Annotated in this window: 22 protein-coding genes; 20 read left to right on the forward strand and 2 right to left on the reverse strand. The window is 59.7% G+C overall.

Annotated elements, in window-relative coordinates; translation table 11 throughout:
• Positions 1-3: 3 nt before the first annotated feature.
• From AACL53_RS20715 to AACL53_RS20725, 3 genes are all read left to right on the forward strand, one after another.
• The gene (locus AACL53_RS20715) at positions 4-585 is read left to right on the forward strand and encodes a YqaA family protein (RefSeq protein ID WP_339086518.1); all 582 of its coding nucleotides are present in this window, start codon (positions 4-6) and stop codon (positions 583-585) included.
• A 14-nt stretch (positions 586-599) separates the two neighbouring features.
• Positions 600-1,142, forward strand: a complete 543-nt coding sequence (locus tag AACL53_RS20720) for a disulfide bond formation protein B (protein WP_339086520.1) — start codon at positions 600-602, stop codon at positions 1,140-1,142.
• Between the two features lie 863 nt (positions 1,143-2,005).
• A complete protein-coding gene (locus tag AACL53_RS20725) occupies positions 2,006-2,224 on the forward strand; it encodes a hypothetical protein (protein ID WP_339086521.1) in 219 nt (72 codons plus the stop codon).
• Between the two features lie 27 nt (positions 2,225-2,251).
• On the opposite strand, the gene AACL53_RS20730 is transcribed toward AACL53_RS20725, so the two are convergent.
• Both AACL53_RS20730 and AACL53_RS20735 read right to left on the reverse strand, forming a co-directional pair.
• Positions 2,252-2,800, reverse strand: coding sequence for an HNH endonuclease (locus AACL53_RS20730; RefSeq protein WP_177228192.1), 549 nt, complete (start codon positions 2,798-2,800; stop codon positions 2,252-2,254).
• Between the two features lie 143 nt (positions 2,801-2,943).
• Positions 2,944-3,639 carry a DNA-3-methyladenine glycosylase gene (locus AACL53_RS20735; protein ID WP_339086522.1) on the reverse strand — a complete coding sequence of 232 codons (696 nt, stop codon included), beginning with the start codon at positions 3,637-3,639 and terminating at the stop codon, positions 2,944-2,946.
• Between the two features lie 164 nt (positions 3,640-3,803).
• On the opposite strand from AACL53_RS20735, the gene AACL53_RS20740 reads away from it, so the two are divergent.
• The 17 genes from AACL53_RS20740 (at position 3,804) to cyoD (ending at position 18,490) form a co-directional block, all read left to right on the forward strand.
• Complete coding sequence (locus tag AACL53_RS20740) at positions 3,804-4,238, forward strand: hypothetical protein (protein WP_339086524.1); 435 nt, start codon at positions 3,804-3,806, stop codon at positions 4,236-4,238.
• Complete coding sequence (gene gluQRS, locus AACL53_RS20745) at positions 4,238-5,098, forward strand: tRNA glutamyl-Q(34) synthetase GluQRS (RefSeq protein ID WP_339086525.1); 861 nt, start codon at positions 4,238-4,240, stop codon at positions 5,096-5,098. The genes AACL53_RS20740 and gluQRS overlap by 1 nt, the downstream gene beginning before the upstream one ends.
• Before the next feature lie 258 nt (positions 5,099-5,356).
• Positions 5,357-5,770: a hypothetical protein gene (locus AACL53_RS20750; RefSeq protein WP_339086527.1), complete on the forward strand. Its 414-nt coding sequence runs from the start codon at positions 5,357-5,359 to the stop codon at positions 5,768-5,770.
• A gap of 190 nt (positions 5,771-5,960) precedes the next feature.
• Positions 5,961-6,869: a 16S rRNA (cytidine(1402)-2'-O)-methyltransferase gene (rsmI, locus tag AACL53_RS20755; protein ID WP_339086528.1), complete on the forward strand. Its 909-nt coding sequence runs from the start codon at positions 5,961-5,963 to the stop codon at positions 6,867-6,869.
• Complete coding sequence (locus AACL53_RS20760) at positions 6,869-7,252, forward strand: YraN family protein (RefSeq protein WP_339086529.1); 384 nt, start codon at positions 6,869-6,871, stop codon at positions 7,250-7,252. Before rsmI ends, AACL53_RS20760 begins: the two co-directional genes overlap by 1 nt.
• A 438-nt stretch (positions 7,253-7,690) precedes the next feature.
• Complete coding sequence (locus tag AACL53_RS20765) at positions 7,691-8,254, forward strand: F0F1 ATP synthase subunit delta (RefSeq protein ID WP_339086531.1); 564 nt, start codon at positions 7,691-7,693, stop codon at positions 8,252-8,254.
• A gap of 110 nt (positions 8,255-8,364) precedes the next feature.
• Complete coding sequence (atpA, locus tag AACL53_RS20770) at positions 8,365-9,894, forward strand: F0F1 ATP synthase subunit alpha (RefSeq protein ID WP_339086532.1); 1,530 nt, start codon at positions 8,365-8,367, stop codon at positions 9,892-9,894.
• A gap of 25 nt (positions 9,895-9,919) precedes the next feature.
• The gene (locus tag AACL53_RS20775) at positions 9,920-10,810 is read left to right on the forward strand and encodes a F0F1 ATP synthase subunit gamma (RefSeq protein WP_339086534.1); all 891 of its coding nucleotides are present in this window, start codon (positions 9,920-9,922) and stop codon (positions 10,808-10,810) included.
• A gap of 15 nt (positions 10,811-10,825) precedes the next feature.
• A complete protein-coding gene (locus tag AACL53_RS20780) occupies positions 10,826-11,230 on the forward strand; it encodes an organic hydroperoxide resistance protein (protein WP_291164489.1) in 405 nt (134 codons plus the stop codon).
• 22 nt (positions 11,231-11,252) lie between these two features.
• Entirely contained in the window at positions 11,253-12,686 is a 1,434-nt protein-coding gene (atpD, locus tag AACL53_RS20785) for a F0F1 ATP synthase subunit beta (protein ID WP_339086537.1), read from the forward strand.
• 66 nt (positions 12,687-12,752) lie between these two features.
• A complete protein-coding gene (locus tag AACL53_RS20790; protein ID WP_339086539.1) occupies positions 12,753-13,025 on the forward strand; it encodes a hypothetical protein in 273 nt (90 codons plus the stop codon).
• A 29-nt stretch (positions 13,026-13,054) separates the two neighbouring features.
• Positions 13,055-13,453, forward strand: coding sequence for a F0F1 ATP synthase subunit epsilon (locus tag AACL53_RS20795; protein WP_339086541.1), 399 nt, complete (start codon positions 13,055-13,057; stop codon positions 13,451-13,453).
• Positions 13,454-13,700: 247 nt separating this feature from the next.
• On the forward strand, positions 13,701-13,964 hold the full coding sequence (locus AACL53_RS20800; RefSeq protein ID WP_339086543.1) for a hypothetical protein: 264 nt from the start codon (positions 13,701-13,703) through the stop codon (positions 13,962-13,964).
• A 327-nt stretch (positions 13,965-14,291) separates the two neighbouring features.
• A complete protein-coding gene (gene cyoA / locus AACL53_RS20805) occupies positions 14,292-15,437 on the forward strand; it encodes a ubiquinol oxidase subunit II (RefSeq protein ID WP_339086544.1) in 1,146 nt (381 codons plus the stop codon).
• Between the two features lie 18 nt (positions 15,438-15,455).
• Complete coding sequence (gene cyoB, locus AACL53_RS20810; protein WP_339086545.1) at positions 15,456-17,462, forward strand: cytochrome o ubiquinol oxidase subunit I; 2,007 nt, start codon at positions 15,456-15,458, stop codon at positions 17,460-17,462.
• A 3-nt stretch (positions 17,463-17,465) separates the two neighbouring features.
• Positions 17,466-18,110 (forward strand): cytochrome o ubiquinol oxidase subunit III, encoded by a 645-nt coding sequence (cyoC, locus tag AACL53_RS20815; protein WP_339086546.1) that lies wholly within the window; start codon positions 17,466-17,468, stop codon positions 18,108-18,110.
• Complete coding sequence (cyoD, locus tag AACL53_RS20820; protein ID WP_339086548.1) at positions 18,107-18,490, forward strand: cytochrome o ubiquinol oxidase subunit IV; 384 nt, start codon at positions 18,107-18,109, stop codon at positions 18,488-18,490. The genes cyoC and cyoD overlap by 4 nt, the downstream gene beginning before the upstream one ends.
• Positions 18,491-18,521: the final 31 nt, after the last annotated feature.

The following is an 18,521-nucleotide window of genomic DNA, read 5'->3' on the forward strand; positions in this document are numbered from 1 at the left end:
AAGATGCTTCGGGGAATTTACGATTGGACGATGCGGATGGCGGCCAGCGCCCGGGCGCCCTGGGCGCTTGCGGGCGTCTCGTTCGCGGAAAGCTCGTTCTTTCCCATTCCTCCCGACATCATGCTCATCCCGATGGTGCTCAGCCAGCCGCGGAAGGCGTGGTGGTACGCGACGATCGCGACCATCGCCTCCGTTCTCGGCGGATTGCTCGGATACGCAATCGGCTACTATCTTTATGACGCTATCGGCGCGCCCATTCTGAAGTTCTACGGACGCGAACACGCGCTCGACGGCTTCGAGACCTTCGTTCAAGAGTACGGTGTCGCCGCTGTTATCATCAAAGGCATGACGCCGATCCCGTACAAGGTCGTGACCATCGCGGCGGGTGTCGGCAAGATGGATATCTTAGCGTTCGTTGGCGCAAGCATCGTCGCTCGTGCCATGCGCTTCTATCTCGTCGCCGGTCTCTTATATTTCTTCGGTGAGCCTATCCGCTCTTTCATCGAGGGCCGGCTAGCGCTCGTGACGACGGCATTTCTCGTGCTGCTCATCGGCGGGTTCGTGGCGGTACGGTACATCTTCTAGCTCGGATCTCGATCATGGCGTTTGGCGAGCGAATGGCGCGAGGGACGGATTACCAGCTTGGCGCGCTCGCGCTTTTCCTGTCGATCGCAACGATCGCGGCAGCGCTCGGATTTCAATACATCGGCGGCTATGTGCCGTGCATGCTCTGCCTGATCGAGCGCTACGCCTATTATGCCGCCATCCCGGTGTTGTTCATCGCGCTCGTGCTGACGGCCGGCGGTCATCGCCGGTTGGCCGCCGCGCTCTTTCTGCTCGTCGGGCTCGCGTTTTTGGCGAACACCGTGCTCGGCATCTACCACGCCGGCGCCGAGTGGAAATTCTGGCCGGGTCCGGCGGCGTGCGGTGGCGGGCAATCTTTGACGACGTCGGCCGGCAACCTTCTAAGCGAGATTGAGAACATCCACGTCATCAAGTGTGATGAAGCGTCTTTGCGCTTTCTCGGCATATCCTTCGCCGGGTGGAATGCCGTCGCGTCGTTTTTCCTGATGTTGATCTCATTCGCCGCCGCTTTGGCCGCGCGCGAGCAGAGCTACGAGACGACCGCCGCCGATCTCTGATGCTTGTCCACAAATGTCGTGGCGCGGAAAAACGTTGATTTCGTTGCCTGATCGATACTGTCAAGCAAACAAAGTTCGAATTTCATCCCAGAGACAGAATCGCGCCTTCCCGTTGCCCGAATGTGACGGCTATTCTTGCTTCGTTCGCGGGACACGGGCGTTGTTGGAATGTGTGGATATCGGTCAAGCGTAGGGAGCCTTCCCAGTGGCGTATGCGTTGCGTTCTTCGAGAGCAAAGCTCGAAGCAGTTTTCACTCGTTCAACCGAGCCCGTTTCCGCCCCGGATTTGAGTACGCGTGGCGTTGTTGCGTTTCGTAAGCGTTCGTTGCGTAGCGTTGAGTTCGAGTGCGGCCAGACCCCGAAAGAGGTTCTGTCCGGTGCGTTCAAAAATCTCAGGCGAGCCGCCTCGACAACTTCGTCGATGCGTATGTCCCGGCGGTTCGCCCGCACTTCCGACGACGGTCGCCATTCCCATCCAAAGGCCGATGCGTGGGTGAGTGCGAATACAGAAGATTGGGCTTGGCGTCCGATTGGAGATGTTGCGCTGACCGTCATGCGGAGCGCCGTTCTTTCAGCCGCCGTCGCGAAGTTGCGATTGCCCCAGTAGCAGTAGCGTAACCGTTGCGTTCGCGTGCGTGTCGAATTGTAAGGCGTTGGACAAAAGGATTTCGGAGAGCAGCTGGCTTTCCAACGAGCTGGCAGACGCACGGAGCGTGATCGAGTTAGCCCTCAATCGAGACATCATGTGACAAGGTCTCGCGTAGTGATGTCAGGGCGCTCTGTGTGTCTGCCGCCATCGTTTGGAACGGCCAAGCCTCGGGAATCGTTCCTCGAAGAACGTTTTTTTTGCGGAGTTCGCCCAGATGACCCCGTCTGTTCCAGATTATCTCAGTCCCATTCAGTGGCATCAGGCCGTGGCTGTGAGCCGTGAGCAGTGCGCGCGAATTTTTCGGGATGGCGGCGCGCCGACCGATGCGCTTCTCGCATTCGGGCTCAGTGCTGAGACTGGCGCCAATTGGGAACGCGTCGTCGATCTGATCGCCGCAGAGCTTTGCGCGCATCCGATCAAGCATGCTGCGTAGAATCGGCTTTAAGCTGGGTGGTCCGGACTACGGTTCGAGTTCGGTATCCCAGTAGAGATAATCCAGCCAGCTTTCGTGCAGATAGTTTGGCGGGAATAGCCGACCGTTGCGATGCAGTTCGAAAACGGTCGGTCGATAGGGCTCGTGAGCGGGGAACATGCCCGCAGCTCTCGGCATCAAACCACCCTTCCTCAGATTGCATGGTGCGCACGCGGTGACGACGTTGTCCCATCGCGTTTGTCCGCCGCGTGAGCGCGGGATCAAGTGATCGAACGTCAGATCGCTCTTGTCGCCGCAATACTGACAGCTGAAGCGGTCGCGCAGGAAAACATTGAAGCGTGTGAAAGCCGGATACAGCGCGGGCTTCACGTAAGTCTTCAGCGACACGACACTCGGAAGCTTCAGCTCGAACGATGGGCTTCGGACGTATCGCTCGTATTCGGAGACGATGTTCACGCGGTCGAGGAAGACCGCTTTTACCGTATCCTGCCAACTCCACAGGGACAGCGGATAGTAGCTGAGCGGCCGGAAGTCGGCGTTCAGTACAAGAGCCGGACAGTTGTCCGGTAATGTCACGTGAGCATTCACGTCGCGCAAACCTCGCGGTTTAGATCCGCCGAATCGCGTTTTTGGCCCCACTTGAACGCGGGGATACTAGCCGCGCATATCAATTCTGTGAAGCATTCGGTCGGATGTGTCGCGGCGGCTATTTTCGAGCTTTATTTCAATATCTTGTACGTTTTTGTGACAATCGGCTTTGCGGGTTTCCCCAGAAGAGCGCGGCGGGCAAACGCGTAATCGGCCCACAGCAGGCGCGCGGCGACGGCACGTGCGGGGCGCCAGCGTTCAGCAATTTCCTCGAGTTCTTCCGATGTTGGGCGCTGCGCGAGCTTGAAGTGGTGCTGAACCGCGAGCTGAAGAGCGAGGTCACCAGGTGCGAAGGCATCGCGCCTCGCCAAAGCAAAGAGAAGGTAGATGTCGGCCGTCCACGGACCAATGCCGTGAATGGATGTGAGCCGCTCGACGATGATGTGCTCGTCTGCAGCATCCAGCGTCGGGAAATCGAGACCCTCTTCGAGCACGGCCAGCGAAAGCGCTTTAAGCGTCCGTATCTTCCCGTTCGAAAGGCCGAGATTTTTTAGATCGCCGTCGCTTCGCGCCAGCATCGCTTCGGGCGTGAAGGGTGAGAATGCTCCGTCTACGCGAGACCAGATCGCGGCGGCGCTTTGTGCCGATAGCTGCTGGCCGACGACGATTTTGGCGACCCCTGCAAAACCTGCTGGAAAGCTTCGCATCGGCGGCGTTCCCGTGCGCTTGAATATTCGCGACATGACATTGCATTGCTGCGCGAGTTTCGCTGCAGCAGCTTTGAGCTGGCGCTCGGTCGTCACGGTCGGATATCGTTGCGCGGCCAAACCTTTGCTCCAGAGTTGCGTTTAAAGAGCGATACCGGGTTTTGATGCGTCTCGCGTGGTGGGAGAGCGTAAAGATGGCAAGGATAGCTCGAATCCTATTTGCCGCAATTTTATACGTAAGCGGTGTTTTGCAAGCTCACGCCCGATCTTGGCAAGACAGCTGGGTGACCGTCATAAATGAGCGTCACGGTTTTGCCATTGCCTACCCCGACAATATTTTCACGCCGAAGAGCGATCAACCGAAGACCGATGAGGGTGGTGTCTATCTATCGAAGGACGGCAAGGCAAAGTTACTTGTGGGAGCCTTCGAAAATGCAGATCGCCAGTCTTTGGAGGACTATCGCCAATTCCTGATCTCCGACCAGTATGCGACCGCGAAGATCGACTACGCGCCGGTGAAGGCGCGCTGGTTCGTGTTGTCCGGAGATCGCAACGGCGAAACGTTTTATCAACGCGTCAGCTTTACGTGCGGCGGCAAACTCATAAATAGTTGGGCCATGCTTTATCCGACCAGTGAACGAAAAATATACGATCGCGTCGTCGAGGCGGTTGCGCGGTCATATACGCCCGGAGCGGGCCGAACAGGCTCTTGCGACTGATGTCTTCCGTCACTCGTTTTGCGCCCTCACCCAACGGGCTCTTGCACGTTGGCCATGCGCTCTCAGCCATCATCGCCCACGACGTCGCGCGCAAGAACGGCGGCCGCTTCCTGCTCCGGATCGAGGATATCGATATCGAGCGGCGGCGTCCGGAGTTCGTGACCGCGATCTTCGAGGATCTGAATTGGCTTGGTCTTACTTGGGAAGAGCCCGTCCTCGTGCAATCGGAGCATTTTTCCGAATATCTCGCAGCTGCGGACCGGCTGATTCAAGCGGGCCTGCTCTATCCCTGCTTTGCGACGCGCAGCGAGATCGCGGCCGCCGCAGATCCGGCGCAGACCGATCCCGATGGCGCGCCGCGTTATCCCGGGCTCTGGCGTGGAGCGTCAGCGGCGAATGTCGGAGCACGGATGGCGGCGGGCGAGTCGCCCGCGTTGCGTCTCAACATGGACGGAGCGCTCAAGGCGTTGAAGGCGAAACGCGGAGACGCTCCGCTCACGTTCGTCGAGGTCGCGGAGGACGGCACGCAGCAAACAATGACTGCCGACCCGCAGCGATGGGGCGACGCGGTTATCGTTCGCAAAGACGTACCGGCGAGCTACCATCTTTCCGTCGTTGTCGATGACGCGCGGCAGGGCGTGACGCACGTGACGCGCGGACAAGACTTGCTGGCTGCCACCGATTTGCAGCGGCTTTTGCAGGAACTCTTGGATTTGCCTGAGCCCGTCTATTCGCATCATCGGCTCATCAAGTGGTCCGACGGGCGCAAGCTCTCAAAGTCAAATCAGGATATGGGCTTGCGGATACTTCGCGACGAAGGCGCGACAGCGGACGATATTCGACGCGTCATATTCAGTTGACGTCTTGTTCATCAACGCGCTTTGGCGGTCGTCAGTTCGGGGCATCCGGATAATGCGGGTTTGCTACGGTACGGGCGCTTTATTGATTCGTATTTCGGCCGCCGCAATTCACGGTCGGGTCAATTGACCATACACTTCGATATTTATTCTCCCAATCGTAAAAATTAATACATATTTACCGAGACTAATACTTGTAACTTTCCCCAAATCATCCCAGCTTTAATTATTCTCTAATCACTTATCCGGATTCTGTTATCTATGGCAGATACACCGAAAATCAGGGTCGCCAATGTTTGGGCCGCTATTTCCATGGCGGCGGCGCCGATTTTCAATTTTGTTTGCTCGCGGCTCACGCGTTCGCCGGCGAAGGAGATGCCGCGGCAGGTTGGGTCGCGGCGGATTGAGCCTCCGCGGCTCTCGATTTCGGAGCAGTGGGGTCACATCAGCGGCATCATCACCGGGGCTGCGTCTCGGGCCGAGGAGGCGACTCGCTGCCATGCTTCGGCAACTCTGCAGCTCGATCTTGCCCAGTATGCTTTGACGTCTTTGGTCGATGAGTTGACAGCCGTCATGGATGTTGGCGGCCGGCGCCGCAGAGCGACGGTCCATGTGCTCGGAATTGCGCCTCCGTCGTCGCCACGTCCGACGATGGGCGATGCGATTGCCGCCTAGGGCGTCGCGTCCGCCGCAATTATTCTCGTCCCATTTCCGATATTCCGTTAAGCCTTTCGCTCTTAAGCGATAGGCTGCAAATCCTATGAGTTCGGGCGTAGGCTTGTGACGGCCCGCCTCATATTGGTATTGATGGTTATCCGGTTCGCCGGGATGCAGGACGACATTGGTGTCTGACGAACAACGATCTTTGCAGTCTGAATTAGAGGCCGTTCCCGGTTCGCGTCCGGCAGCCCGCGCCCAGGATGTCATTGCGCGGCTTTTGTCCGAACCGTTGGCGCCGGGGCTCTATTTGGTCGCGACGCCGATCGGCAATCTTGGTGACATCACGCTCAGGGCGCTCGGCGTTCTCGCGCGTGCGGATGTCATTTATTGCGAGGACACGCGGCACTCTGCGAAGCTGCTTCAGCATTATTCCATCACGGCGCGCACGCGGCCCTTTCACGATCATAACGAAGACCGCGAAATAGATCGGGCGATTGCGGATCTCGAAGCCGGCAAGCGCATCGCCGTCATTTCGGATGCCGGAACGCCGCTTCTTTCCGATCCCGGATTCAAGCTCGTTCGAGCTGTAGCTGCGGCGGGTGTGGCTGTTGTTCCAATTCCCGGCCCGTCAGCCCTTTTGGCGGCTTTGACCGCGAGCGGCTTGCCGACGGACGCGTTCTTTTTTGCGGGTTTTCTACCCGCGAAGCAGGCGGCGCGGCGGACGCGATTATCTGAACTTTCGCCGGTACCCGGGAGCCTCGTTTTCTATGAGGCGCCGCACCGGGTCGCGGAAACGCTCAGCGATATGGCGGGGCTGCTCGGCGACCGTCAGGCGGTGGTTGCGCGCGAATTGACGAAATTGCACGAAGAGATCGGGCGCGGAAGCTTGGCGGAACTCGCCGAAGCTGCAACGGAGGATCTCAAGGGCGAGGTCGTCATTGTCGTCGGCCCTCAGCAGGCTCAGGCGGTCAGCGATGAGACGCTTGGCGATCGCCTCGCCGATGCGCTTCAAGTCATGAGCTTGAAAGACGCCGCCCGGGCACTGGCGGATGAATTCGGAGTTCCCAAGGCGCGTGTCTACGGGCTCGGCATCAAGTCGAAGGGGCGCCGGTGATGAATTCGAACGTCAACGACGAATTCCGGCAAAGGTGGGAGCGGCGCAGGCGGCACCATAGCGGGCTCAGGGCGGAAACGATCGTGGCGGCCCTCTATCTGGCGACGGGACACCGCATTCTCGGGAGGCGGTTCAAGACGCCCGTTGGGGAGATCGACCTTATTGCGATCCGGAAAAACCGGGTGGCGTTCATCGAGGTCAAGCGGCGTCCGAACGTGGCAGACGCGGAAGATGCGATTACGCTGACGATGCGCCGGCGGGTGCGGCGGGCGGCCGATCTATGGCTCGCACGAAATCCTCAGTATCAAGCCCACGATGTTGGTTTCGATCTGGTTTTTGTCGTGCCGTGGCGCTTCCCGATCATCATGCGCGACGCGCTTTAAAAAAGGGCCCGCTAAAGCGGGCCCTGAAGTTTTTGGGACGTTGGTCGTATGACGCAAACATGCAGGCGCGGCCCGCTTAGGCGCGCGGCACACTCTCATTTTTATAATCCGGCCTGCCTGAACGCAGTTTGAACGGCATACATGGCCTCTGTTCAGTATTCACGGGAATCGCCGGCCGCGCTTCCACGAGCCCGCGCAGTCCATCGCCGGATTTTTGGCTTGCCTAAGCCTTGTTATGCGGCAACGCGCCCTCTTGGCGCATGGTTGAAGCGTTTGGGCGTGCATGTTAAGGACAGCCCGGCTTTGAAAGGGGGCGGCTGGCAAGGTACCGGCTACGTACGCTCTTCTTTTGTCAAAGGCCTTTCCTTGGAGCGGGCGGAATTCCGGGCTTTTCATGCCCAGCCCTCTATGCGCCTTAGGCGCGACGGTGAGAGCGACGTGGCGACGAACGATACAATCGTTGAAGGGGTGGCCGGGCGCTACGCGTCGGCTCTGTTCGATCTTGCGAATGAAAGTTCCAAGACTGCGGAAATCGAGAGCGATCTCGTAAAATTTCAGGGACTTCTGGATGAAAGCGCCGATCTCGTGCGCCTCGTTCGCAGCCCCGTCATCGCGGCGGACGATCAGAGCCGCGCGGTGGGTGCAATTCTGGAGAAGGCCGGCATCAGCGGCCTCACAGCAAACTTCTTGAAGCTCGTGACGGCCAATCGCCGTCTGTTCGTCGTTCAGGACATCATCAAAGCCTATCGTGCGCTCGCAGCGAAAGCTCGCGGCGAAATCGGCGCTGAAGTGACGAGCGCGTTCGCCCTCAATGATGCGCAGATCGCCTCCTTGAAGGAGACGCTCAAGGCTTCGGTCGGCAAGGACGTGACGCTTCAGACGCGCGTCGACCCGAGCATCCTCGGCGGCCTCATCGTCAAGGTCGGCAGCCGCATGATCGATTCATCGCTCAAAACCAAGCTTCAGAACCTGAAGGTGGCGTTGAACGGAGCCGGAGCGTAAGCGAGACGGCCGACTAGCGCTGAACGGCGCGTGCGCCGGCTGCGCTTAAGAAATTTGAACAAGGGGCCGAACCAGGCTCCGTAATGGAAACGACCAGGGAAGAGGTTTCAATGGAAATCCGGGCCGCAGAAATTTCGTCGATCCTCAAGGATCAGATCAAAAACTTCGGCAAGGATGCCGAGGTTTCAGAGATCGGCACGGTGCTGTCGGTCGGCGACGGCATCGCTCGCGTCTATGGCCTCGACAACGTTCAGGCCGGCGAAATGGTCGAGTTCCCCGGCGGCATTCGCGGCATGGCGCTGAACCTCGAAGCCGATAACGTCGGCGTCGTTATTTTCGGCGACGACCGCACGATCAAGGAAGGCGACACCGTCAAGCGGACTGGCGCCATCGTCGAAGTTCCGGTCGGCAAGGGCCTTCTCGGCCGCGTTGTCGACGGTCTCGGCAACCCGATCGACGGCAAGGGTCCGATCAAGTCGGACAAGAAGATGCGCGTCGACGTCAAGGCGCCGGGTATCCTGCCGCGCAAGTCGGTGCACGAGCCGATGGCGACCGGCCTCAAGGCAATCGACTCGCTCATCCCGATCGGCCGCGGACAGCGCGAGCTGGTCATCGGCGACCGTCAGACCGGCAAGACTGCCGTCATTCTCGACACCTTCCTCAACCAGAAGCCGTTGAATGCGGGCAAGGACGAGAGCGCGAAGCTCTATTGCGTCTACGTCGCTGTCGGACAGAAGCGGTCGACCGTCGCTCAGTTCGTCAAGACGCTCGAAGAGCGCGGCGCACTCGAGTACTCGATCGTGGTCGCTGCGACCGCGTCGGATCCGGCTCCCATGCAGTACCTGGCGCCGTTCACGGGCTGCACGATGGGCGAATACTTCCGCGACAACGGCATGCACGCCGTTATCGCCTATGACGATCTTTCGAAGCAGGCTGTCGCCTATCGTCAGATGTCGCTTCTTCTTCGCCGTCCGCCCGGCCGCGAAGCTTATCCGGGCGACGTCTTCTATCTGCACTCTCGTCTTCTCGAGCGCGCCGCCAAGCTCGGCGATGCAGCCGGCAACGGCTCGCTGACGGCTCTTCCGGTCATCGAAACGCAGGCGAACGACGTGTCGGCCTACATTCCGACGAACGTCATCTCGATCACCGATGGCCAGATCTTCCTTGAATCCGATCTCTTCTATCAGGGCATCCGTCCGGCCGTGAACGTCGGTCTTTCGGTGTCGCGCGTCGGATCGTCGGCGCAGACGAAGGCGATGAAGCAGGTCGCCGGCAAGATCAAAGGCGAGCTTGCACAGTACCGCGAAATGGCGGCCTTCGCGCAGTTCGGTTCGGATCTCGATGCCGCGACGCAGCGGTTGCTCGCACGTGGTGCTCGTCTGACCGAGCTTCTGAAGCAGCCGCAGTTCTCGCCGCTCAAGATGGAAGAGCAGGTTGCGGTGATCTTCGCCGGTACGCGCGGTTACCTGGACAGTATTCCGGTTTCGGCCGTCGGCAAGTTCGAGCAGGGCGTTCTCGCCGGACTTCGGTCTGAGAAGACGATCCTCGACACGGTCGCCAAAGAGAAGGCGCTGTCGGCTGACACCGAGAAGAAACTGGTCGAGTTCCTCGACAAGTTTGCCAAGGGTTTTGCAGCTTAATCGGGTTCCTTGAGGAGAACGCCCGATGGCGAGCTTAAAAGAAATGCGCAACCGCATCGCCTCGGTGAAGGCGACGCGGAAGATCACGAAGGCGATGCAGATGGTCGCCGCGGCGAAGCTGCGCCGCGCGCAGGAAGCCGCGACGGCTGCCCGCCCTTATGCTGAGCGGATGGCCGAGGTTCTCGGTAGCCTCGCGTCGAAGGTCGCCGACAAGAATGGTGCTTCGCCCCTGCTCGTCGGTACGGGCAAGGACCAGGTCCATCTTCTCATTGTCATGACCGCCGAGCGCGGTCTTTGCGGTGGCTTCAACTCCAACATTGCGAAGCTTGCGCGCGCCGATGCCAATCGGCTGATCGCGAACGGCAAGACCGTCAAGATCTTGACGGTCGGCCGCAAGGGCGCGGACAACCTGCGTCGCGATCTTGGCCGGAACATCGTCGAACGCAAAGATTTCCAAGGTGTTCGGCAGTTGACGTTCTCGCACGCCGAGGGGCTTGCAAAGCGCGTCCTCGAGATGTTCGAAGCGGGCGAATTCGACATCGCGACACTCTACTTCTCGGAATTCAAATCGGTCATCGCGCAGAAGCCGACGGCGTTGCAGCTCATTCCGGCAACTGTCTCAGAGACGCCGGGCGACGCAGCAGCCAAGGGCGGCGCGACGGCGGTTCACGATTATGAGCCGAGCGAGGAAGAGGTTCTGGGCTTCCTGCTTTCGCGGAACATCTCGACGCAGATCTTCCGCGGGCTTCTTGAGAATTCGGCATCGTTCTATGGCTCGCAGATGACGGCCATGGACAATGCGACCCGTAACGCCGGCGACATGATCAACAAGCTTACGATCAAGTACAACCGCCAGCGGCAGGCGAACATTACGAAGGAACTGATCGAGATCATTTCTGGCGCAGAAGCAGTCTGATCCGGAGGCTGAGCGATGGCTTATGTGACGCGTGCAACGACGAAGGGCGGCCGAGACGGTCGCGCGGTTGTCGAAGATGGCAAGCTGGCGCTGGCAATGGCGCTGCCGAAGGACCTCGGCGGGTCGGGCGAGGGCCATAACCCGGAGCAGCTTTTCGCTCTCGGCTGGTCGTCGTGCTTCGGTCAGGCAGTTCTGCTGCTCGCCAAAAAGCACGGTCTCGACGGTCAGGCAGCGAAGGTCACGTGCGAAGTGACGCTCGACAAGGATGCGACGAGCTTCGCTCTCAAGGCGCATCTCACGCTTTCGATTCCCGGCGCCGACAAGGACAAGCTGCAGGCACTGATCGAAGACGCCCATCAGATCTGTCCCTATTCCAAGGCGACGCGCAACAACATCCCGGTGACGCTGTCCGTCGCCTGATCAAATCCGTTGGAGAAGAAAAATGGCTAAAAACGTAGGGAAGATTCACCAGGTGACGGGTGCCGTCGTTGACGTGCATTTCGACGGTCAGCTGCCGGAGATTTTGAACGCACTCGAGACGACGAACCACGGCAACCGCCTCGTTCTCGAAGTCGCGCAGCACTTGGGCGAGAACACGGTTCGCACCATTGCCATGGACTCGACGGAAGGTCTCGTTCGCGGTCAGGAAGTTTCCGATACGGGATCGCCGATTTCGGTACCGGTTGGTGACGAAACGCTCGGCCGCATCATGAACGTCATCGGCGAGCCGGTCGACGAAGCTGGCCCGATCAAGACGAGCGCAGTTCGCGCCATCCATCAGCCTTCGCCGACGTTTGAAGATCAGGCGACGGAAGCACAGATTCTGGTGACGGGCATCAAGGTCGTTGACCTGCTCGCGCCTTACGCCAAGGGCGGCAAGATCGGCCTGTTCGGCGGCGCCGGCGTCGGCAAGACGGTTTTGATCATGGAGCTGATCAATAACATCGCCAAGGTGCACGGCGGCTACTCGGTGTTCGCTGGCGTCGGCGAGCGTACGCGTGAGGGCAACGACCTCTATTACGAAATGATCGAGTCGAAGGTGAACATCGACCCGAAGAAGAACAAGGGCTCGGCGCAAGGCTCGAAGTGCGCCCTCGTGTACGGTCAGATGAACGAGCCGCCGGGCGCTCGCGCTCGCGTCGCGCTTTCGGGTCTGACGGTTGCCGAGCATTTCCGCGACCAGGGCCAGGACGTTCTGTTCTTCGTCGACAACATCTTCCGCTTCACGCAGGCGGGCTCGGAAGTGTCAGCGCTTCTCGGCCGTATCCCTTCGGCCGTGGGCTATCAGCCGACGCTTGCGACGGACATGGGCGCGCTGCAGGAACGCATCACCACGACCCACAAGGGTTCGATCACCTCGGTGCAGGCTATTTACGTTCCGGCCGACGACTTGACCGACCCTGCGCCTGCCGCATCGTTCGCGCATCTTGACGCGACGACCGTTCTTTCGCGTTCGATCGCGGAAAAGGGCATCTACCCTGCCGTCGATCCGCTCGACTCGACCTCGCGTATGCTTGACCCGCGCATCGTCGGCGAAGAGCACTATCAGGTCGCTCGCCGGGTACAGTCGATCCTGCAGAAGTATAAGTCGCTGCAGGACATCATCGCCATTCTCGGCATGGACGAGCTGTCGGAAGAGGACAAGCTGACCGTCGCACGCGCTCGTAAGATCGAGCGTTTCATGTCGCAGCCGTTCTCGGTCGCGGAAGTGTTCACCGGCTCGCCCGGCAAGCAGGTTCCGCTCGAAGATACGATCAAGGCCTTCAAGGGCCTCTGCGACGGCGAATACGATCACCTGCCGGAGCCTGCATTCTACATGGTCGGTTCGATCGACGAAGCGATCGCGAAGGCAGAGAAGCTCGCGGAAGCGGCATAAACACAGGCCGAGCGGTTTTGCGCGGGCCGAGGTCCGCGCGAACGCGCCGCCAGGAGAGAGAAGTTCATGGCGGAAGCCGGTAAGACGTTCGGAAGCTGCTGCGAGGAGCTGAAGGAAGCTCTCGAAGGCGGCGATTTCGAACCACTGATCACCGTCGGCGAAGACGGGGTCATCTACATGACCGTCGGGTTGGTCGACCTCGAGGAAGATGAGCCGGGTCTCGTCGACCATCCGTTGTTCTTCTGTCCGTTCTGCGGCACCAAGCTGCAAACGCCGGAAGAAGTCAGGGCAAAGGCCGGCGCCGAGGGCGACGGCGAAGATGAACCGCCTCAGGCTTGAGCGAAGCGTTCGAAGGGTGACGGACTAAAATGGCAGGCACATTCAGGTTTGAACTCGTCTCGCCCGAGCGGGTGTTGCTTTCGGTCGACGCCGATCAGGTTGTCGTGCCGGGTGATGACGGCGATTTCGCCGTCCTCGCTGGACACGCGCCGGTCATCTCGACGCTCCGTCCGGGCGTGCTCGATGTAACGGCGGGCGGCGTACGCAAGCGGTTGTTCGTCAAGTCGGGCTTTGTGGAAGTCGACCCGTCGCGGCTGACGGTCCTCGCCGAGTCGGCTTACGATCTCGACGACATTTCGGCCGCCACAATGGCTGAAGAGCTCAAGACAGCGGAAGCGGAACTGGCTACGGCGAAGGACGATTCTGCGAAGCGCAGAGCCGATACGCTCGTCAGCGAGCTGCGCCGGTTGTCGACGCGGGCGGCATAAGCGGGCTTTCGCCCTCAGACCGCCTTCTCGGTTTTTTTCCAGTTCTTTGCAGCGGCGTTCGGCTTTCAGTCGAACGCCGTTGTCGCATTCATATGTCCGCCAGCCCGCAATCTTTCGGGAGCCTTGCTGCGTCGGCGCTCGGCCGGAATTGGCCCACTGACGTACCCCTCGGACATCGTTGCGCGATGCAACGCGGATGCAACCTGGGGCTTCTTCGGCGGTTGAATCGACCGAGGAGTGTTCTCCCATGTCAGAAATCGACAATAAGCTGGCCGAGTCAGTCAAACACATCGCCGAGACGGAGCGCCAAGCCAACGCTCTGAAACATGCCGCGCAATATCGTCCGTCAACTGTCAGCGACGAAGACGTCGTCCTCGCCGAGCAACTGGCTGCTGGATGGAAGACGCTTCGTGCGTCGTTTGCGCAGCATCCCGAGTTTCAAGAGCGCGCTCGCGATCTCGCGTTAAAGAGAGCTACCGGCCGGGCGGATGCGAAGACGTACGAAAAGTAGTTTCGCGGCCATGCTTGCTGATCGGATGGCGGAGTCCTGAAAGGGTCTGCCTGACCTCAGCGAGTGTTCTTTGCTCCCAGCAAAAAAACTACGCAGCGTAAGAACGAAGCATGGGGACGTGCTGACGCGACCGGCGTGATTTTGAACCAAGAGTTCGAGATGACGAAAGCGCCGTTCGGCTGGGCAAAAATTTTGCATCATCAGCCGTTTTGAGCGGCGTTTAATCCTGCGGCCAACTGGCGTTGGGCAAATTGTCCAATGTCGCTCAAAGCGCTGCAAGTTTAGCGGAGAGACCGAGGAAGCTCTGTCGATGGGACGCGGACCGCCTTGAAGCTATTTCGGAATATTGCCCTTCTACCACTCCTCGCTTTGCTGGGCGGCTGCAATGCAATCGTGTTGAACCCTGCAGGCGACGTCGCCATCCAGCAGCGCGATCTTGTCATCATCTCCACCGTGCTGATGTTGTTCATCATCATTCCGGTGATGGCGTTGACGGTGTTTTTCGCTTGGCGGTATCGCCATTCGAACAAGTCGGCGCCTTACGATCCCGACTGGGATCACTCCACCCATCTCGAGCTCGTGATCTGGGCGGCTCCGCTGCTCATCATCATTTGCCTTGGCGCCATCACGTGGATGGCGACGCATCTGCTCGATCCCTTCCGTCCGTTGGGGCGCACCGCTCCGGGCCAAGCCGTGGCTCACGCGGTGAAGCCTCTCAAGGTTGACGTCGTCGCGCTCGATTGGAAGTGGCTGTTCATCTATCCGGATTACGGTATCGCGACCGTCAACCAGATGGCGGCGCCTGTCGACCAGCCAATCCATTTCCGCATCTCGGCGTCGTCGGTGATGAACGCCTTTTACGTACCGGCGCTTGCCGGCATGATCTACGCGATGCCGGGAATGCAGACGCAGCTTCATGCCGTCATCAACAAGCCCGGCGACTTCAAAGGCTTTTCGGCGAACTACAGCGGCGACGGTTTCTCGAAGATGCGCTTCGATTTCCTTGCCAGAGACGAAGCCGGTTTTGCGAAATGGGTTGCGGACATCAAGGCTAGCGGCGGCAATCTCGGGCTCACCGAATACCTCGATCTCGAAAGGCCGAGCGAAGGTGTCGCTGTAAGGAAGTATTCAAGCGTCGATCCGCAGCTCTTTCACCGGGTGGTCAATCTCTGCGTCCAGCCAGGCAAAATGTGCATGCACGAAATGGCGGCCATAGACGCCAAGGGCGGCCTCGGCCTTGCGGGTGTCAATCTGGTTCAGAGCATTGAATACGACAAATCCGCTCGACGTGGTTCGGCGCCGGTCCTGGCAAAGGCTTACGTCGCGAGCGTGTGCACGACAAATGATCCGATGGGCGCCGATATGGCGGACGTGCAAGTGACGCCGGTGAGCTCGACGCCCCTTCTGGGTGCGGGTCTGCCGCGTCCGGCAGCGACGTTCCAATCCTTCGCACCGCGACCGTCAAACTCCTGACCGGGAACGAATACAAAGATGTTTGATAACCCAGAACTCATGAAGGCCATCTTCGGACGGCTGACGCTAGAAGCGTTGCCGCTTCATGAGCCGATCCTCGTCGCGACATTCATCGCCGTCGCCATCGGCGGCGTCGCCACGTTCGGCGCTCTCACCTACTTCAAGCTTTGGGGCTATCTCTGGAAGGAGTGGTTCACGAGCATCGATCACAAGCGCATCGGCATCATGTACATCGTGCTCGGTCTCGTGATGCTGCTTCGCGGCTTCGCCGACGCCATCATGATGCGCCTCCAGCAGGCTGTGGCCTTCAACGGCTCGGAAGGCTATCTGCCGGCTCACCATTTCGATCAGATCTTCACCGCACACGGCGTGATCATGATCTTCTTCGTGGCGATGCCGCTCGTCACGGGTTTGATGAACTACGTCGTTCCTCTGCAAATCGGCGCACGCGACGTCGCCTTTCCGTTCCTCAACAACTTCAGCTTCTGGATGACCACGGCCGGCGCGGCTCTCGTGATGGCTTCGCTGTTCATCGGCGAGTTCGCGCGTACTGGCTGGCTTGCGTATCCGCCGCTCTCGAACATCGCCTATAGTCCGGATGTCGGTGTCGATTATTACATATGGTCGCTACAGGTGGCGGGCGTCGGGACGCTGCTATCCGGCGTGAACCTGATCGCGACCATCGTAAAGATGCGCGCCCCAGGCATGACCCTGATGAAGATGCCCGTCTTCACGTGGACGGCGCTCTGCACCAACGTCCTCATCGTCGCCGCGTTCCCCGTGCTGACAGGCGTTCTCGGGCTCCTCTCGCTCGACCGCTACGCCGGCACGAACTTCTTCACGAACGACTTCGGCGGCAACGCCATGATGTACGTGAACCTCATCTGGATCTGGGGCCATCCCGAGGTTTACATCCTCATACTTCCCGCATTCGGCATTTTCTCGGAAGTGGTCTCGACGTTCTGCGGCAAGCGGCTCTTCGGCTATACGTCGATGGTCTATGCGACGGTCGTCATCACCATCCTGTCGTATCTCGTCTGGCTGCATCACTTCTTCACGATGGGCTCCGGCGCCAGCGTCAACTCGTTCTTCGGCATCACGACGATGATCATCTCGATCCCGACGGGCGCGAAGATGTTCAACTGGCTGTTCACGATGTACCGGGGCCGGATCCGCTTCGAAGTGCCGATGATGTGGACGGTCGCGTTCATGCTGACGTTCGTCGTCGGCGGCATGACCGGTGTGCTTCTCGCCGTTCCGCCGGCAGACTTCGTGCTGCACAACAGCCTCTTCCTGATCGCGCATTTCCATAACGTCATCATCGGCGGCGTCGTGTTCGGCATGTTCGCCGGCATCACCTACTGGTTCCCGAAGGCGTTCGGCTTCAAGCTCGATCCGTTCTGGGGCAAGATGTCGTTTTGGTTCTGGGTCATCGGCTTCTGGTTCGCCTTCATGCCGCTGTACGTCCTCGGCTTGATGGGCGTCACCCGCCGCCTGCGCGTGTTCGACGATCCGTCGCTGCAGATCTGGTTCATCATCGCGGCTCTCGGCGCGGTCATGATCGCCATCGGCATCGCCTGCTTCCTCATCCAGATCGCCGTCAGCATCAAGAACCGCGAAAAGCTGCGCGACTGGACCGGCGATCCGTGGAACGGTCGTACGCTCGAGTGGTCGACGTCGTCGCCGCCGCCTGTCTACAACTTCGCCTTTACTCCGGTGATCCACGACAACGATGCGTGGTGGGATATGAAGAAGCGCGGTTATGAACGTCCGGCGAGCGGATATAAGGCGATCCACATGCCGAGCAACACGAGTGCGGGCATCATCCTCGCCGGTATCAGTGCGCTCGTGGCCTTCGCTATGATCTGGCAGATCTGGTGGCTTGCGATCGTAGGGTTCGTGGCGCTTATCGGGACTGCGATCGGTCACACGTTCAACTACCATCGCAGCTTCTATATTCCGCGAGAGCAAGTCGTTGAAACCGAGCGCGCGCGCACGCAGCTCCTTCAGACCGCACGGGCATAATCGATGACGACGACAACAGCGGCGAGCACAGCCCTTGCCGAGACGAAAGAGGCTCCGGTCTTCTACGTCGCCGACGAGCATGACCATCCGGAAGGTTCGAGCACCATGCTCGGCTTCTGGCTCTATCTGATGAGCGACTGCCTCGTGTTCGCGGTGCTGTTCGCGACGTACGGCGTTCTCGGCGCCAACTACGCGGCCGGGCCTTCGCCGAAAGAGCTTTTCGATCTGCCGCTCGTCGCGTTGAACACGTCGATGCTGCTTCTTTCGTCGATCACCTACGGTTTCGCGGTGCTCGAGATGCAGAAGAAGAACCAGAATGCGATGCTGTTCTGGCTCGCGGTGACAGGGCTTTTCGGCGCCGCCTTCCTTGGCATCGAGCTCTACGAGTTCGCTCATATGATCCACGAGGGAGCGACGCCGCAGCGTAGTGCGTTCCTCTCGTCGTTCTTCACGCTTGTCGGTACGCACGGCCTGCACGTCACCTTCGGCCTGATCTGGATGATCACGCTGATCGTGCAGGTGTGGAAGTTCGGCCTGATCGAAGCCAACAAGCGGCGCCTTTTGTGCCTCAGCATGTTCTGGCACTTTCTCGACGTCGTCTGGATCGGCGTCTTCACCTTCGTCTATTTGATGGGAGTGCTCCGATGAGCTCGGGTCCGCACGGCGAGCACAGCCACGACGCACACGGTCACGAGAGCGGCCATCCGGAATCGACTTTGCGCGGCTACCTGATCGGCTTCGGCCTTTCTGTCGTGCTGACGGCCATTCCTTTCTGGCTCGTCATGACCGGCAAGCTCGGCAGCAACGAAGCGACGACCATCGCGATCCTCATCCTGGGCGCGGTGCAGATCGTCGTGCACATGATCTACTTCCTGCACATGACGCCGAGTTCGGAAGGCGGCTGGACGATGATGGCCTTGATCTTCACCGTCGTCATGGTGGTGATCACGCTCGCCGGTTCACTGTGGGTCATGTACCACATGAATACGAACATGATGCCGGGCATGGATCCGAGCCAGCTGCCGTGAACGCCGACGCCAAGGGGCGCGGGGAATTCGG

Origin of the sequence: Hyphomicrobium sp. ghe19 (genome assembly GCF_902712875.1) — a bacterium.
Taxonomy (GTDB): Bacteria; Pseudomonadota; Alphaproteobacteria; order Rhizobiales; family Hyphomicrobiaceae; genus Hyphomicrobium_B.

Bases quoted from the DNA above. Each gene is read 5' to 3' on its own strand.
- AACL53_RS20715 (WP_339086518.1), top strand. From the start codon at position 4: ATGCTTCGGGGAATTTACGATTGGACGATGCGGATGGCGGCCAGCGCC.
- AACL53_RS20720 (WP_339086520.1), top strand. From the start codon at position 600: ATGGCGTTTGGCGAGCGAATGGCGCGAGGGACGGATTACCAGCTTGGC.
- AACL53_RS20725 (WP_339086521.1), top strand. From the start codon at position 2,006: ATGACCCCGTCTGTTCCAGATTATCTCAGTCCCATTCAGTGGCATCAG.
- gluQRS (WP_339086525.1), top strand. From the start codon at position 4,238: ATGTCTTCCGTCACTCGTTTTGCGCCCTCACCCAACGGGCTCTTGCAC.
- AACL53_RS20750 (WP_339086527.1), top strand. From the start codon at position 5,357: ATGGCAGATACACCGAAAATCAGGGTCGCCAATGTTTGGGCCGCTATT.
- AACL53_RS20760 (WP_339086529.1), top strand. From the start codon at position 6,869: ATGAATTCGAACGTCAACGACGAATTCCGGCAAAGGTGGGAGCGGCGC.
- atpA (WP_339086532.1), top strand. From the start codon at position 8,365: ATGGAAATCCGGGCCGCAGAAATTTCGTCGATCCTCAAGGATCAGATC.
- AACL53_RS20775 (WP_339086534.1), top strand. From the start codon at position 9,920: ATGGCGAGCTTAAAAGAAATGCGCAACCGCATCGCCTCGGTGAAGGCG.
- AACL53_RS20780 (WP_291164489.1), top strand. From the start codon at position 10,826: ATGGCTTATGTGACGCGTGCAACGACGAAGGGCGGCCGAGACGGTCGC.
- atpD (WP_339086537.1), top strand. From the start codon at position 11,253: ATGGCTAAAAACGTAGGGAAGATTCACCAGGTGACGGGTGCCGTCGTT.
- AACL53_RS20790 (WP_339086539.1), top strand. From the start codon at position 12,753: ATGGCGGAAGCCGGTAAGACGTTCGGAAGCTGCTGCGAGGAGCTGAAG.
- AACL53_RS20795 (WP_339086541.1), top strand. From the start codon at position 13,055: ATGGCAGGCACATTCAGGTTTGAACTCGTCTCGCCCGAGCGGGTGTTG.
- AACL53_RS20800 (WP_339086543.1), top strand. From the start codon at position 13,701: ATGTCAGAAATCGACAATAAGCTGGCCGAGTCAGTCAAACACATCGCC.
- cyoB (WP_339086545.1), top strand. From the start codon at position 15,456: ATGTTTGATAACCCAGAACTCATGAAGGCCATCTTCGGACGGCTGACG.
- cyoC (WP_339086546.1), top strand. From the start codon at position 17,466: ATGACGACGACAACAGCGGCGAGCACAGCCCTTGCCGAGACGAAAGAG.
- cyoD (WP_339086548.1), top strand. From the start codon at position 18,107: ATGAGCTCGGGTCCGCACGGCGAGCACAGCCACGACGCACACGGTCAC.